Below are 15,266 nucleotides of genomic sequence, written 5' to 3' on the forward strand. Positions count from 1 at the left end.
ATTAAAAGCACAAAGGAGCAAGACGCCATGCAGGACGACCACAATCCACCTCCTCCGGCCGCGCACGAGCTCATTCGCTCGCTGCGGCTGCTGCGGCAGCTGCCATGGAACGGCCGCAGCCCCATCGAGAACTGCACGCCCGCCGAGACGATGACCCTGTTCAGCATCCGCAGGGCGACGACCGAGAATCCCGCCGGCGTCAAAGCCTCGGAGCTCAGCGGCATGCTGAACGTCGCGTCCCCGACCGTCACGCAGAGCGTCAACATGCTCGTCGCCAAAGGGCTGCTTCAGCGGAACGCGGATCCGAACGACCGCCGGGCATCCCTCATCACGCTGACGGACGAAGGCGAGCGGCTCACCGGGCAGGCGCATGCGGCGATGCAGGCGCGCATGTCCGCGCTCGTCGCGCATCTCGGCGGGGACCGGGTGCATCAGCTGGTCAAACTGCTGGACGAAGTGAACGCGTTTTACCAAACCCTGGACGGGGGTTCCGAATCCGGAGGCGGCCCCGGCTGCGGGCCGGGGGCAAGCCCCTCTACTACGACCAAAGAAGGTGAATAAGTCGTCATGATCAAGTTGCTGCGCATGTTGAAGCCTTACCGGCTGCTCGTTTCATTCGTCCTGTTGTTCGTGCTGCTGCAATCCTTATCGGATCTCTACCTCCCCACCCTGCTCGCGGACATCGTCGACAAAGGCGTCGTCGCGGGCGACAATCCTTACATCTGGCGCATCGGCGGCTTCATGCTGCTCATCGCGCTCGCCGGCGGAATCTGCTCCATCGGCGCCAGCTTCCTCTCCGCCAAGTCGGCCGGCGGCTTCGGCCGCGACCTGCGCAGCCGCGTGTTCGCGCATGTCGAGAAATACTCCCTGCACGAATTCGATCAAATCGGCACGGCCTCGCTCATTACGCGGACGACCAACGACATCACGCAGGTGCAGCAGGTGCTCATGATGATGATGCGGGTCATGGTCATGGCCCCGATGATGTGCTTCGGCGGCATCGTCATGGCGCTCTACAAAGACGCCCATCTCTCGCTCGTCATCATCGCGATCGTGCCGCTGCTCGCGCTGATCATCTTCCTCATCGTAAGCCGCGGCGTGCCGCTGTTCAAGGTCATGCAGGTCAAGATCGACAAGCTGAACCTCGTGCTCCGCGAGAACCTGACCGGCATTCGCGTCATCCGTTCCTTCAACCGCACGAAGCATGAGCAGGGCCGCTTCAACGACGCCAACCTCGATTTGACGGACACGGCGATCAAGGTCAACCGCATCATGGCTTCGCTGATGCCGATCATGATGCTCGTGCTGAACTTCGCCAGCTTGTTCATCGTCTGGTACGGCGGGCTGCGCATCGACGGCGGCAACATGGAGGTCGGCGACCTGATGGCCTTCATCCAATACGCGTGGCAGATCATGTTCGCGCTTATCTTCGCGTCCATGATGTTCGTCATGATCCCGCGCGCCTCCGCGTCCGCTACCCGGATCAACGACGTGCTGAACACGGTGCCGGACATCTACGACCCTGCGCGCGCGTCCGCCGGGCGCGCGTCCGCGAAGGCCGAGCTGGCGTTCAACGACGTCTCCTTCCATTACCCGGGCGCCGAGATGCCCGCGCTTTCCGGGATCTCGTTCACGGCGGGGGCCGGCGAAGTCACGGCCATCATCGGCGGCACGGGCTCCGGCAAATCGACGCTGATCAACCTGATTCCGCGCTTCTACGACGTCTCGGGCGGCAGCATTACGATCGGCGGCACGGACATACGGGAGATGACGCAGGAAGAGCTGCGTTCCCGCATCGGACTCGTGCCGCAGAAGGCCGTGCTCTTCACGGGCACGATCGCCGACAACATCCGCTTCGGCAAATCGGACGCGTCGGACGAGGAGGTTCGCCATGCGGCCGTCGTGGCGCAGGCGTACGATTTCGTCACCGAGATGAAGGACGGCTTCGATTCACCGATCGCGCAGGGCGGCACGAACGTATCCGGCGGCCAGAAGCAGCGGCTGTCCATCGCCCGGGCGCTCGTCCGCAAGCCGTCCATCTATCTGTTCGACGACAGCTTCTCGGCGCTCGACTTCAAGACCGACGCCAAGCTCCGCGCCGCGCTGCGTTCCGAGACGACGGACGCGACCGTCCTTATCGTCGCGCAGCGGGTCAGCACCGTCATGGACGCGGACCGCATCATCGTGCTCGATGACGGCCAAGTATCCGCGATCGGTACGCACCGCGAGCTGCTGCAATCGTCCACCGTCTACCGCGAAATCGTGACGTCACAGCTGTCAGAGGAGGAGATCGCATGAGCGAACAACAGAAAGGCCCCACGGGCGGCGGTCCCGGCGGTCCGGGCCAGCGGCCGAGCGGACCCGCGCCGGGCAATTTCGGCTTCGGCCCCGGACGCGGCGGCCCGGGCGCCATGGGCATGCCGGTGCAGAAAGCGAAGGATTTCAAAGGCACGCTCCGCCGTTTGACCGGCTACCTGCGGCCGCACCGCACCGCGCTGCTGATCGTGCTGCTGACGGCCGTGCTCAGCACGGTGTTCTCGATCCTCGGCCCGAAAATCATGGGCAAGGCGACGACGGAGCTGTTCAACGGCATCGTCGGGAAGGTGCAGGGAACGCCCGGAGCGGCCATCGATTTCGGCTATATCTGGCAGATTCTCGCCGTGCTCGGCGTGCTCTACATCATCAGCGCCTTGTTCAGCTTCATCCAGCAGTACGTCATGGCGAGCGTCGCGCAGAAGACCGTTTACGACCTGCGCAAGGACGTCAATGAAAAGCTGGAGCGGCTGCCGCTCAAGTTCTTCGACTCCCGCACGCACGGGGAAATCCTGAGCCGCGCCGTCAACGACGTCGACAACATCAGCGGCACGCTGCAGCAGAGCTTGACGCAGTTCATCACGTCGTTCGTCACCCTCGTCGGCGTCATCGTCATGATGCTGACGATCAGCCCGCTCATGACGCTCATCACGGTCGTGACGCTGCCGCTCAGCTTCGTCGCGATCAAGATGATCGCGAAGCGCTCGCAGCTGTACTTCAAGGGCCAACAGAAGGCGCTCGGCGAGCTGAACGGCCACGTCGAGGAAATGTACACCGGCCATAACATCGTCAAAGCGTTCGGCCACGAGAAAAAATCCGTCGCCAAGTTCAACGAAGCGAACGAGCGGCTGTACGAATCCGGCTGGCGCGCGCAGTTCGTCTCCGGGATGATCATGCCGATCATGGGCTTCATCGGCAATATCGGTTACGTGCTCGTCAGCGTCGCCGGCGGCCTGCTCGTGCTGCACAAATCGATTACGATCGGCGACGTGCAGGCGTTCATCTCCTACTCGCGCCAATTCGCGATGCCGATCACGCAGACGGCGCAGATCGCCAACATCATCCAGTCGACGATCGCTTCCGCGGAGCGGATCTTCGAACTGCTGGACGAGGAAGAGGAAGTGCCCGAAGCGGCGAATCCGACCGCGCTTGCCGCCCCCGCCAAGGAATCCGTGCCGGGCAAAACCGCCAAGGTACGCGGCAACGTGAGCTTCAATCACGTGAAGTTCCGCTACAAGGACGACGCGCCGCTCATCGAGGACATGGACATTCACGTGCAGTCCGGCCAGATGATCGCCATCGTCGGACCGACGGGCGCCGGCAAGACCACGCTCATCAACCTGCTCATGCGCTTCTATGAGCTCAGCGGCGGCAGCATCACGATCGACGGCGCGAGCCTGACGGACCTGAAGCGCGGCGACCTGCGCAGCCTGTTCGGCATGGTGCTGCAGGATACGTGGCTATTCAACGGCACGATCCGCGACAACATCGCCTACGGCCGCAGCGGCGCGACGGAGGACGAAGTCGTGGCCGCGGCCCGCGCGGCGTACGCGGACCATTTCATCCGTACGCTGCCGGACGGCTACGATACGATCCTGAACGAGGAAGCATCCAACATCTCGCAGGGACAGAAGCAGCTGCTGACCATCGCCCGCGCCATCCTGGCGGATCCGGCGATCCTGATCCTCGACGAGGCGACGAGCAGCGTCGACACGCGGACCGAGATCCATATCCAGCGCGCCATGAGCGAGCTGATGGAAGGCCGCACGAGCTTCGTCATCGCGCACCGGCTGTCCACCATCCGCGACGCGGACCTGATCCTCGTCATGAACCACGGCACCGTCATCGAGCAGGGCACGCACGAAGGCCTGCTCGCCGCGGGCGGCTTCTACGCCGACCTGTACGAGAGCCAGTTCAGCACGCAGAAGCGGACGCAGGACGTGAGCTAGCGTTCCGGCCGCGGAGGCGGAGGCGCCGAGGATTGTCGTCGGCAGACTGCCGGCGGCGTTCCGCGTCTGCTCTGTCCGGCGCCAAGCCGCGCCGGGCAGCGAAGCGCGCGGTAACCGTCTGCCTATTGCAAAGGTGCTCGTTCATCCGCATAAAGTCGAAAAGCCCTCCGGCATCGGAGGGCTTTTCGACTTTTATAAAAATTCCGCGCAAACGACGATTTCTCCCGCTCTCAAAGCAGAAGAAGTTGTTCCACGTGCCCATGAACGTGAAGATGCCGAGCGTTGCGAGCGCCGGGTAGAGCAAAGGCGACACGATGGATTTCAGTACTTTCAGATGCCCTTGCCCCGTCGATCAAGCAGGACTCGATGATATCGCTCGGGATCGTGGCGATGAATTGCCGCAAGAGGAAGCAGCCGAACGCGCCCGTGAGGCCCGGCACGCCGCTCGTCGTGACCAACAGCGAGGAACTGCGCACCGTCCAGATCGGCCTGAGCTCCTTCCAGACCCAGTACGGCACCGCAGACTGGGGGGCCATGATGGCCGCCGCGACGCTCGTCAGCGCGCCGGTGCTGATCGTGTTCTTCTTCGCGCAGAAGTATTTCATCGAAGGGATCACGATGACGGGCATCAAAGGGTAACGACTTGCGCGAACGCACAAAGGGCGTTTCCGGCCATCGGCTTGAGTGGCGGCGGAAACGCCCTTTTTGTATGCTTTCGCGTGCGGCGGTTATTCCGGCGGTAATTCGGAAACTTCGGGGCGTCCTGTCGGCGTTATCGGCCGGGCGGTCATTAGCGTGAAGCTTGCCGCTCCGGTTGGTCGCCGACTATCGCGGCCGCCGGACTGAGCAGATTAATACGGCACGGTTTGCCGCCGGTTAGCGACCGCCTACCGTGCCAAGCCGCGCGAACCGGTCCGGCGCGAAGCTCGTCGCCGCTTCCAGGTGCGGCTGCTCGCCGCGCAGCAGGCTGCCGACCATCGCGGCCGTCGCCGGGCCGAGCAGGATGCCGTTGCGATAGTGACCGGCCGCGAGCAGCACCTCCGGCCGGCCGGGAACGGCGCCGATGAGCGGCCGTCCGTCGACCGTCGCGGGGCGCAGTCCCGCCCACGTCATCGCGGGCGCGCGCCCGTCCAGAAACGGGAATACCCGCGGCGTCCAGCGGGTCAGCCGGCCGATCCCTCGCGCCGTGACGGAGGCGTCGTAGCCGGCCGCGTCCTCGGAGGCGCCGCAGACGAGGCGGCCATCCCGTTTCTGCACCCAATAGGCTTGGCTGGAAAACACCATGTGCCGAACGAATTCGCTGTCCGCGCCGCTGCCGACGGCGCCGGTCTCCGAACCGCCCGAAAGGTCGAACGCGCAAATCTGCCCCCGTATCGGATGCACCGGGATCGGAAAGCCGCACAGCTCCGCGTAGGCGCCCGCCCACGCACCGGCGCAAACGACGAGCGCGTCTCCGCCGACCCGTCCGTATGCGGCCGTCTCGACGGCAGGAGCCGCGCCGCCGACCGGGTCGCGAGGCGCCGCGATGCTGCCCGCATGCTCGAGGAGGCGCACGCCGAGCCTGCGGCAGGCCGCTTCCAGCGCGGCCACCAGCTTCGGCGCATGCACGTGCGACTCGCCGGGACAGTAGAGCGCGGCCACCGCGCCCGGATGCAGCCTCGGCTCCATCTCGCGCAGCCGTCCCGGACCGACCAGCTCCGCATTCGCTCCGAATCGCCGCTGCCAGGCCAATCGAGCCTGGAGCGGCTGCAGATCCGCCTCGTGCAGCGCGACCGTCAAGCTGCCGGCGGCGGTCAGCTCCGCGCATAAGCCGGAGATTTCTTCGATCCGGCTCACCCATTCGGCGTAGCGGCGCAAACTGTTCAGGCACAGCCGGAAGAACGCATCCGGCTGCTCGCCGTTCTCCGTGAACGGCGCGAGCATGCCGGCCGCCGCCCCGGAAGCTTGGCCCCCGACGCGTCCCGGCTCCACGACGGTGACGGCGTCGCCGGCGAGCGCGGCCTCGAACGCGCAGGACAAGCCGATGATGCCGCCGCCGAGGACGACGATCGACCGGCTCATCGCGAGCCGCCCTTCGGCCCGGCCAAGCCGCCTCGCGCTTCCGGCCGAGAAACGATCGAATCCGCCGCTTGCCTGCACGGAGCCGCTTCAGCCGACGCGCCGCCGCACAACACGAAGATCGACCGGCTCATCGCGTTCCGCTTTCCGGCCAGTCAGAACCGTCGCCCGCTTTCGCCCGCGAACCGGCCGGACCCGCCGCTTGCCGGCCGTGAGCAGCTTCGGCATTCGAGACGCCGTAGGCCGCCGCGTAGCGCCCTTCCCCGTTCCCGCCCGGCAGCACCGATACGCCCTCCGTCTCGCTGCTGGCCGACGCGTAGCGCCGCTTCGGAATGCGGCCCGACAGATACGACAGCCGCCCCGCTTCGACGGCGAGCCGCATCGCCCGCGCCATGCCGACGGGATCCAACGCCTTGGCCACGGGCGTATTGACCAATATCCCCGAGGCGCCGAGCTCCATCGCCTGCACGATATCGGCCGCGGAGCCGATGCCCGCGTCCACGATGACCGGCACCCCGGCCTCCTCGGCGATGAGGCCGAGATTGTACGGATTCAGCAGGCCGAGCCCCGTGCCGATCGGCGCGCCGCCGGGCATGACGGCCGCCGCGCCGGCTTCCTCGAGCCTCCGACAGAGGATCGGATCGTCCGACGTATACGGCAGCACGACGAAGCCTTCCCGCACCAGCCGTTCCGTCGCCCGCAGCGTCTCGATCGGATCCGGCAGCAGCGTGCGCGGATGCGCGCTGATCTCGACTTTGATCCAGTCGCTCAAGCCCGCCGCCCGCGCCAGCTTGGCGATCCGCACGGCTTCGTCGGCGTTGCCCGCGCCGGACGTGTTCGGCAGATACGTATAGCCGCTGCCGTCCATATGCTGCAGGATGGCGTCATCCTCGGCATAATCCAGATTGACGCGGCGCACCGCGAACGTCACGACCTCCGCCGCCGACGCTTCGAGCGCCATCCGGAATACCGCCGGACTCGGAAACCGCCCCGTGCCGAGGAAGAAACGGGACCGCAAGCTTTTCCCGCCGATAATCAGCTCGTCCCCGATGCCGTCGTGCGCCTGGCCTTCCATAGTCGCCATCTTGTCAGCCTCCCCCCACGAAATGAACCAGCTCCAGCGACGCGCCGTCCGCAATCGCGGCGGTTGCCCACGCTTCGCGGGCGACGATCTCGCCGTTCAGCTCGACGACCAGGCTTTTGCCGGCCAGGCCGAGCGACTCCACGAGCGCGCCGACCGTTCGGGCGGACGTTCGTTCGCGGCGACCGTTGACGGTGATCGCGATAGACCCCGGCTCGCCGCCGGCCCGGGCGGCATCGAGCTTTGCCCGGAATGCCCGGCAAACCTCCGCCGGCCGCTCGCTGCCCACGATCGCGGACACCGCGCAGATCCGCGTCGCCCCGGCCGCCAACACCTCGCCGGCATTGGCGAGCGTGATGCCGCCGATGGCGACCCACGGGATCGACACGTTCGCGGCGGCCTCCCGTACGTATGCCGTCGTGACCGCCGCTCTGCCCGGCTTCGTGCCCGTCGGGTACACCGGACCGACCCCGATATAGTCGGCGCCTCCCCGCTCGGCCGCCAGCGCCTGCGCCAGGTTATGCGTCGAGATGCCGATAATCGCGTCCGGCCCCAGAATCCGCCGCGCCTCCGCAAGCGGCAGGTCGTCCTGGCCGATATGCGCACCGTCCGCGCCAGCCGCGAGCGCAACGTCGATATGATCATTGACGATAAGCGGCACGCCGTACCGCGCCGTCAGCTCGCGCAGCGCCCGGGCGTCGCGCAGCAGCGCCTCCTTCGGGGCGTCCTTCGCCCGCAGCTGCACGATGTCGGCGCCGCCGAGGATCGCCTGCTCCATGACCTCCAGCAGGTCCCGCCCGGGATGGTAGTTCGCCGCCGTGATGGCGTACAGCTTGAAATCCCGCCAGTTTCGTTTCTCCATGCTTCTTCTCCTCTCGCTTGTGCCGCTTCCGAAGCTGGCGACGCCTCCCCTCCGGAAGGCGCAAGGGCACCATTCCGCGGAATCCGCCGCCCGTCTACGAATAAATCGATCCGCCGCCCGAGCGGAACGCGCTCGCCTGCTCCTTCATGCCCGCTTCGACCGCTTCCTGCGTCTCGAGCCCGTTCGCCTCCGCGTAATCGCGGATGTCCTGCGTAATGCGCATGCTGCAGAACTTCGGCCCGCACATCGAGCAGAAATGCGCCGACTTCGCCGCCTCCGCGGGCAGCGTCTCGTCGTGGTACGCCATCGCCCGCTCGGGATCGAGCGACAGATGAAACTGGTCCTTCCAGCGGAACTCGAACCGCGCCTTCGACAGCGCGTCGTCGCGCAGCCTGGCGCGCGGATGGCCTTTGGCCAAGTCGGCGGCGTGGGCGGCGATCTTGTACGCGATGACGCCTTCCTTCACGTCCTCCTTGTTCGGCAGCCCGAGATGCTCCTTCGGCGTCACGTAACAGAGCATCGCCGTCCCGAACCAGCCGATCATCGCGGCCCCGATCGCCGACGTGATATGGTCGTAGCCCGGGGCGATGTCCGTCGTCAGCGGGCCGAGCGTGTAGAACGGCGCTTCCTTGCACACCTCCAGCTGGCGGTCCATGTTTTCCTTGATCAGGTGCATCGGCACGTGGCCCGGTCCCTCGATCATGACCTGCACGTCATGCTTCCATGCGATATGCGTCAGCTCGCCGAGCGTGTCCAGTTCGCCGAACTGCGCCTCGTCGTTGGCATCGGCGATCGACCCCGGACGCAGACCGTCGCCCAAGGAGAAGGCCACGTCGTACCGCTTCATGATCTCGCAGATGTCCTCGAAATGCGTATACAGGAAGTTCTCCTTGTGATGCGCCAGGCACCATGCCGCCATGATCGAGCCGCCGCGGGAAACGATGCCCGTGACGCGCTTTGCCGTCAGCGGGATATAGCGAAGCAGCACCCCCGCATGAATCGTGAAATAATCCACCCCCTGCTCCGCCTGCTCGATCAGCGTGTCGCGGTACACCTCCCAGGTCAGGTCCTCCGCCTTGCCGTCGACCTTCTCGAGCGCCTGGTAGATCGGCACCGTCCCGACGGGAACGGGGGAATTGCGGACGATCCATTCGCGCGTCGTGTGGATGTTTTTGCCCGTGGACAGGTCCATGATCGTGTCCGCGCCCCAGCGCGTCGCCCACGTCATCTTCTCGACCTCTTCCTCGATCGAGGAGGCGACCGCGGAATTGCCGATGTTCGCGTTGATCTTCACGTGAAAATGCCTGCCGATGATCATCGGCTCGCTCTCCGGATGGTTGATATTCGCGGGAATGATCGCGCGCCCGGCCGCCACTTCCGCGCGCACGAATTCCGGCTCCATCCCTTCGCGGATCGCGATGAATTCCATCTCCGGCGTCACGACGCCCTGTCTCGCGTAGTGCAGCTGCGTCACGTTGCGGCCGTTTCGCGCCCGCAGCGGTTTCCGCGCAAGCCCCGGAAACACGTCCGCGCCCCGCTGCGACGCCGCAGCTTCGCTATGAAATCCGTTATCCAGCGGCACGATCGTACGTCCCTCGTACGCTTCCGTATCGCCGCGCTCCGCAATCCATCGCCCGCGCAGCGCAGGCAGCCCTTTCGTGACATCGGTCGCATGGCCGGCGTCCGTATACGGCCCGCTGGCATCGTAAACCGCTAGCGGCGCGTTCTCCGTCTCGCCGTTCTTTCCCGTCGTGGGCGTCAGCCCGATCTCCCTCATCGGCACCCGAATATCGGGACGGCTTCCTTCGGCGTACACTTTGCGGCTCCCCGGCAGCGGGGTCGTCATAATCGGCATCTCGCAAAACCTCCTCGTCTGGTTGGCGCCTTCGCCGCTTCCTCCCGCCGTCAGGCAGGGGAACGGAAGCGAAGTCGGAGCTGGAAAAACACTAGGAGGCCTGCAGAGCGCGGGATGCCGCACGGACCCCGTCATTGCAGGCGGGGCGCTCATGCCTTTCCCATCCGCTGCTTGCCGGAGCGCCAAGCCGCCGACGCCTCGCCGTCCTTGCGACGACGCGCGTGCCCTGCTTGGAATTCGCGGAGAAACGGCAGCCGACCGGCGGCTCCGTCCTCATCCGCAAAACAAAAAAACCGCTCCGGCGAAGGAGCGGCAAAATGTCGCGGTCGGCTGCCCGCGGCTTCCGGAACGCTGAGGTTCCTGGCGGCGGGCGGAGTCCGCGGCAGTCGGAGCGCGGCGATTGCACGCCGGAAGCTCTGACGCGCGAGACTCGAGGTCGCACGTACATTCCCACTTTCCTACGCTGGCATAACCCAGATCAGGTTCAAAGGGACCAAGGCATTCGCCTTATCTCAGCCCGTGCGGGCGCCCCTAGTGGATTTCCTGTCAAGACTATACCCCCCCAGGGAAAAGTTGTCAACCGGTTGGGACGGGCAGGAAGAAAAAGGATTGACAGTCGGCACTTTCTGCCTCTATACTTACTTTAAATAATAAAGTACATTACTTTATGTAATTAATTATCGGAGGTTTTGTCCATGTCCACGTCCAAATGGCAAGTCGATGTCGCGCACAGCAGCGTAGATTTTACGATCAAACACATGATGATTGCGAAAGTCAAAGGCGCGTTCCATGAATTCAGCGCGGAAATCGAAGCGGATCCGAGCGACCTGACGACGGCGAACATTCAGTTCAACGTGGTGCTGAACAGCATCGATACGCGCAACGCGGACCGGGACAATCACCTTCGCACCGGCGATTTCTTCGATATCGAGCACTATCCGACGCTTTCCTTCCAATCGACCTCCATCCGCCGGACGGGCGACGGCGAATACGACGTGACCGGCGATCTGCATCTTCACGGCCTGACGCGTCCGGAAACGTTCCATGTCGCGTACGAAGGCAGCGGCAAGGATCCTTGGGGCAACGAGAAAGTCGGCTTCAGCGCCAAAGGCGCCATCAGCCGCAGCAGCTACGGCCTGACGTACAATGCCGTCCTCGAGACGGGCGGCGTCCTCATCGGCGACGACGTGAAATTCACGATCGAGCTGGAAGCCGTGAAAGCGAACTGACCGATCGCATAACGAAGGGCTCCCGTTGACGGGAGCCTTTTTTGCTTTGTTCGCACACGGCGAAACCGGCTGCCCTATTGCGATCATGTCGAGACCTTCGCCGCAATCCGAACCGAACGCACCCACGGAATCCGGCAAAAACGGATCGTTAAACGGAGGAATGTCACGTCGCCGTTTCCCATAAAATAGTAAAGTTACAGTTCAGCGCATGCCGTCTCCTGCGGCCGGCGCAAAACGGCGGGAGTGAAACGCGACGGACACGGTGATCGTATTTCCCCACTGCGCGTGGGACAATTTCCAGTACGGGAGTTTGGTCGAAAGGCTTGGGCGGGGCCGGTCCGTCCTCTTCGTCACGGGCGCGCAGGCCATGACCGGCGCGCCCCGGGAGTACGGCACGATTACGCTTCAAGGCTTGAATGCCCTGGATTGGGCGCATACGGCGGTCGTCGCGACGCATCCGAGCTGGGCATACGAGATCGCCGGCCGGAAGCCGGCGGCCCTGATCGCGCTTACCCCCGCCGAGCTCGAGAACGGGGACGAATCGCATTCGCGGTGCCGAGACGCCTTGTGCGCGTCGGCAACGCTCGTGGTGGCGAGCTCGGAGCCGTTTTATTTCGAACAGTGGTTCAGGCGGGGAGGCGTCTTCCTGCAGGATGGCCTCGACACGGCTTCGGATCTCCTGGTCGATGCCGCGGTCAGCGATGCCGTCGCGGGCAAATCCGTGGATGCGCTCGCGAGGCTGCAGCTGCAGCGCCGAATGGACTTCCGCGCGGAACAGCTGCGCGCGCTGCGTCCTTCCGCGATGCAATATTTCTTCCAAGCGGTGTACGGCTATCTCCTCGGCAAGGGAGAGGAAGCGGAGCGATGGGCTCTCGATGCGTTCCATTTGGCGATTTTGACGGCCGAAGAAGGTGCCGTGCAGACGTATTTCCGCTTCCTCTCGGCCGTCCGGCTGCTGCGGGAACGCCCGGATGACGCCATTGCGACCTACGGCATCAGCATAGCGACCGACGAGGAACGATCCGCATTCGAGGAAATGTCCGCGCTGCGCGCTGCCGGAGAGACGCATCTGGCCGCGGCGCTGCTTTATCGGATGAACGACGATTTACGCCAGGCGTCGGCGCTGCTGAAGACGATGCTGGAAGAAGCGACAGCAGGCGCGGAGCCAGCGGCATCGCCACCCGGCACGGAGCTTACTCGGAAGGAACTGGACGACGGCGCCTCCATGGCGGAAACGCCAGTGCGGGCACCCGCTACGTCCGATTCCGAGTCCGTTCCGCATGCCCGTCCGCTTGGTCGGCTCCCGAACGGACCGGCGGCTGCCGCACGCGCGACCGGCCTGCTGATCGAGTCGCATGAACGCAGCGGACGTCCGGGAGCGGCGCTCGCGCTGCTGGAGCCGCCGCGCACCGTGAAGGAGCGGCTGCGGCGAAACCTGTTGGAGGGGCGCGCTTGGGTCATGGAGGGAAGGCGGCATGACGCCGTGCGGGCGCTGCTTCAAGCGGCCATGACCGGCCTCGAGCCGCTGCATGTCATTGCCGAGATCGCATCCGTCGACGCGAAGGCGAAGCGAATGGCAGAGGGGGATTTCTCTTGAGCGTGCTGCGCAAGGCAAGCGGCAACAAGCTGACCGCCATGATGCAGGTCCGCAACGAAGCCGGCCGGTATCTCGAGGCGGCGCTGGCGGACTTGTCCGGCTTCGTCGACGAGATCGTCATCGTGGACGATGCCAGCGAGGACGAGACGCCGGACATCTGCCGGTCCTTCCCGAAGGTCGTCCGGCTCGTGCAGGTGCCGACGCCGCTGTTCGGGCAGGAGGGACGGCTGCGGCAGCTGCTCTGGCAGGAAGCGCTGCGGACGGAACCGGATTGGCTGCTGTCCATCGACGCGGACGAGTTTTTCGAACGCAAGGCGAAGACGCGGATTCGGACGCTCATCGACCAGGACCGGTACGATTGGGTTTCTTTTCGCATGTACGATTTCTGGGGCTCGCTCGCGTATTATCGCGATGACGATTTGTGGCAGCTGCACAGGCGGCATACGATGATGCTTGTCCGCTATCTGCCGCTCTACTCCTACATCTATCCGGATTGGAATCATCACGTGCCGCGCCTGCCCTTGACCTGCGCCGCCCTGCAGGGATTTCAATCCGAGCTTCGGGTAAAGCATTACGGTTGGGCCGGCGACGAAGCCGCGCGGCGGGCCAAGTACGACCGTTACATGAAGCTGGATCCGGACGGCAAATGGGGCAGCTTGGCGCAGTATGCGTCCATCCTGGATCCCAGCCCCGCGCTCGTCCGCTGGCAGGAGGACGAGGAGGCGGGGACGACATGAGAACGGTGACGATCTTAACGCACAGCTATCTGAACGGCTATTCGGAGGGCGAACAATTCACGCGGCCCTTCGGCGGCGGCCTGGAGCGGTACATGCACGAGCTCTGCGCGGTCGTTCAAGCGAAGGGCTGGCGATCGGTCGTGCATCAGCTCTCCTACTACAGAGCCTTCGATACGGTCTACGAGGGTACCCGCGTGCGCGGCTATCCCTATGAGCTGAACGATATCGCCGGCGCCTTCGACCGCATGGCAGAGGATGCCGAAGGACTGATCGTTTACGCCAGCTGCATCTGGCATCCCATCGCCTACAAGCCCGGCAGCATCGGCATCTGCCACGGCATCAACTGGGATTGGCCCGACTTCGGCGACAAAGTCAAAAGCGGCGTCGCCTACATGATCCAGCTTGCCGTCGACGGGCTTGACCGGCTGGTGTCGGTGGATTCGCATTTCCAGACGTACTGCCGCGCGGTGTGCCAGTTCGACGATTCCGAGAAGCTCGTGCTGCTGCCGAACGCGGTGGATACGGCGTGGTTTTCGAAAGCGGACGACGGCGCGGAGCCGCCGGACAGCGGCCAGCTGCGCCTGCTCTTCCCCAGGCGCCTCAGCTACGAGCGCGGCATCGTGCCGATGATGCTGGCGACCGACCTGCTGCTCGAGGAATTTCCGACGCTTACGGTCGAGTTCGCGGGCGAGCTCGTGGAGCAGACGCCGGTGGCGGTCGCCTTCCACGCATGGCGTCAGTCGCATCCCCGGCCATCGCGCATCGTGCACAACACCTATGCGTTCCAAGCGGTACGCGACGCCTACCGGGCCGCCGACGTCGTCGTGATTCCGACGGTCTACTCGGAGGGAACCTCGCTGTCCTGCCTGGAGGCGATGAGCTGCGGCAGCGCCGTCGTCGCCACGAACGTCGGCGGCTTGAACGACCTCCTGACCGACGGCTTCAACGGCAGGCTCGTCGCGCCGACCGTTCAAGCGCTGCATGCCGCCGTCAAGGAGCTGCTCGAGGATGCCCCGCTTCGCGCGCGGTATGGCGAATACGCCCGGAAAACTGCCGCCGCGTTCGATCTGAAGCGTTGGCAGCGGCGGTGGACCGCGTTGCTGGAGGAACAGTTCGCGCGGATCGGGCAGTGAGCGGGCGTGAGCAGGTTGTGAGCGAGCTGTGAGCGGGTCGTGAGCGAGGTATGAGGTTAGGGGACAATGTGAAATGCAGGGCATGGCGTGAGGGCGGTGTTGCCGCAGCGAACACCTGCATGCTGGCAATGTAGCATGCAGGACATGGCGTGAAGGCGGTCTGCCGCAGCGAACACCTGCATGCTGGCAATGTGACATGGCGGACACGGTGTGCTCGCTCCCGCTCGATCCCCCACCAAACATCCGTGCGGCGCCGCCGCGCTTATCCGGGCGGCAGTACCGCCGTGCCGAGGATGAGCGGCAGCGCCGCTTCGCTGTAAAGCGCGGGCAGCTCCCCGCCCGCGCGCGCATCGCGCGCCGCTGCCGCGCCCGCTGCGGCAAGCCCCGCGGAGGCCGCGCGCCGCTGCCATGGGCGCGCGCCCTCCGCCGTCGCTGCGGCGAAGTCGGCCGCC

At 65.1% G+C, this 15,266-nt stretch carries 12 protein-coding genes, 1 pseudogene and 1 riboswitch; of the genes and pseudogenes, 8 read left to right on the forward strand and 5 right to left on the reverse strand.

What is annotated here, in order from left to right; translation table 11 throughout:
• Positions 1-27 precede the first annotated feature (27 nt).
• From GT019_RS23410 to GT019_RS23425, 4 genes are all read left to right on the forward strand, one after another.
• Entirely contained in the window at positions 28-561 is a 534-nt protein-coding gene (locus tag GT019_RS23410; RefSeq protein ID WP_161745846.1) for a MarR family winged helix-turn-helix transcriptional regulator, read from the forward strand.
• Positions 562-567: 6 nt separating this feature from the next.
• The gene (locus GT019_RS23415) at positions 568-2,298 is read left to right on the forward strand and encodes an ABC transporter ATP-binding protein (protein WP_161745847.1); all 1,731 of its coding nucleotides are present in this window, start codon (positions 568-570) and stop codon (positions 2,296-2,298) included.
• Positions 2,295-4,262: an ABC transporter ATP-binding protein gene (locus GT019_RS23420; RefSeq protein ID WP_161745848.1), complete on the forward strand. Its 1,968-nt coding sequence runs from the start codon at positions 2,295-2,297 to the stop codon at positions 4,260-4,262. Before GT019_RS23415 ends, GT019_RS23420 begins: the two co-directional genes overlap by 4 nt.
• Before the next feature lie 366 nt (positions 4,263-4,628).
• Positions 4,629-4,901 carry an ABC transporter permease family protein gene (locus GT019_RS23425; RefSeq protein WP_235949070.1) on the forward strand — a complete coding sequence of 91 codons (273 nt, stop codon included), beginning with the start codon at positions 4,629-4,631 and terminating at the stop codon, positions 4,899-4,901.
• Positions 4,902-5,138: 237 nt separating this feature from the next.
• On the opposite strand, the gene thiO is transcribed toward GT019_RS23425, so the two are convergent.
• The 4 genes and pseudogenes from thiO to thiC all read right to left on the reverse strand — a co-directional run bounded on the left by thiO (position 5,139) and on the right by thiC (position 10,118).
• A complete protein-coding gene (gene thiO, locus GT019_RS23430) occupies positions 5,139-6,323 on the reverse strand; it encodes a glycine oxidase ThiO (protein ID WP_161745849.1) in 1,185 nt (394 codons plus the stop codon).
• 289 nt (positions 6,324-6,612) lie between these two features.
• Positions 6,613-7,395, reverse strand: a pseudogene (locus GT019_RS23435) (thiazole synthase); the annotation flags it as partial.
• Between the two features lie 13 nt (positions 7,396-7,408).
• Entirely contained in the window at positions 7,409-8,263 is an 855-nt protein-coding gene (gene thiE / locus GT019_RS23440) for a thiamine phosphate synthase (protein ID WP_161745851.1), read from the reverse strand.
• Positions 8,264-8,357: 94 nt separating this feature from the next.
• Positions 8,358-10,118: a phosphomethylpyrimidine synthase ThiC gene (thiC, locus tag GT019_RS23445; RefSeq protein WP_161745852.1), complete on the reverse strand. Its 1,761-nt coding sequence runs from the start codon at positions 10,116-10,118 to the stop codon at positions 8,358-8,360.
• A 438-nt stretch (positions 10,119-10,556) separates the two neighbouring features.
• A riboswitch (TPP riboswitch) is annotated at positions 10,557-10,661 on the reverse strand.
• 152 nt (positions 10,662-10,813) lie between these two features.
• Between thiC and GT019_RS23450 the strand changes: the two genes are divergently transcribed.
• The 4 genes from GT019_RS23450 to GT019_RS23465 all read left to right on the forward strand — a co-directional run bounded on the left by GT019_RS23450 (position 10,814) and on the right by GT019_RS23465 (position 14,814).
• Positions 10,814-11,347 carry a YceI family protein gene (locus GT019_RS23450; RefSeq protein WP_161745853.1) on the forward strand — a complete coding sequence of 178 codons (534 nt, stop codon included), beginning with the start codon at positions 10,814-10,816 and terminating at the stop codon, positions 11,345-11,347.
• A 262-nt stretch (positions 11,348-11,609) separates the two neighbouring features.
• On the forward strand, positions 11,610-12,944 hold the full coding sequence (locus tag GT019_RS23455; RefSeq protein WP_161745854.1) for a hypothetical protein: 1,335 nt from the start codon (positions 11,610-11,612) through the stop codon (positions 12,942-12,944).
• Positions 12,945-12,946: 2 nt separating this feature from the next.
• On the forward strand, positions 12,947-13,681 hold the full coding sequence (locus GT019_RS23460; protein ID WP_328804028.1) for a glycosyltransferase: 735 nt from the start codon (positions 12,947-12,949) through the stop codon (positions 13,679-13,681).
• Entirely contained in the window at positions 13,678-14,814 is a 1,137-nt protein-coding gene (locus GT019_RS23465) for a glycosyltransferase family 4 protein (protein WP_161745855.1), read from the forward strand. Before GT019_RS23460 ends, GT019_RS23465 begins: the two co-directional genes overlap by 4 nt.
• 262 nt (positions 14,815-15,076) lie before the next feature.
• Here the strand turns inward: GT019_RS23465 and GT019_RS23470 are convergent.
• The coding region (locus GT019_RS23470; protein ID WP_161745856.1) for a hypothetical protein at positions 15,077-15,266 on the reverse strand (190 nt) is incomplete at its 5' end.

This window comes from Paenibacillus glycinis (assembly GCF_009909185.1).
Lineage (GTDB): Bacteria > Bacillota > Bacilli > Paenibacillales > Paenibacillaceae > Paenibacillus_Z > Paenibacillus_Z glycinis.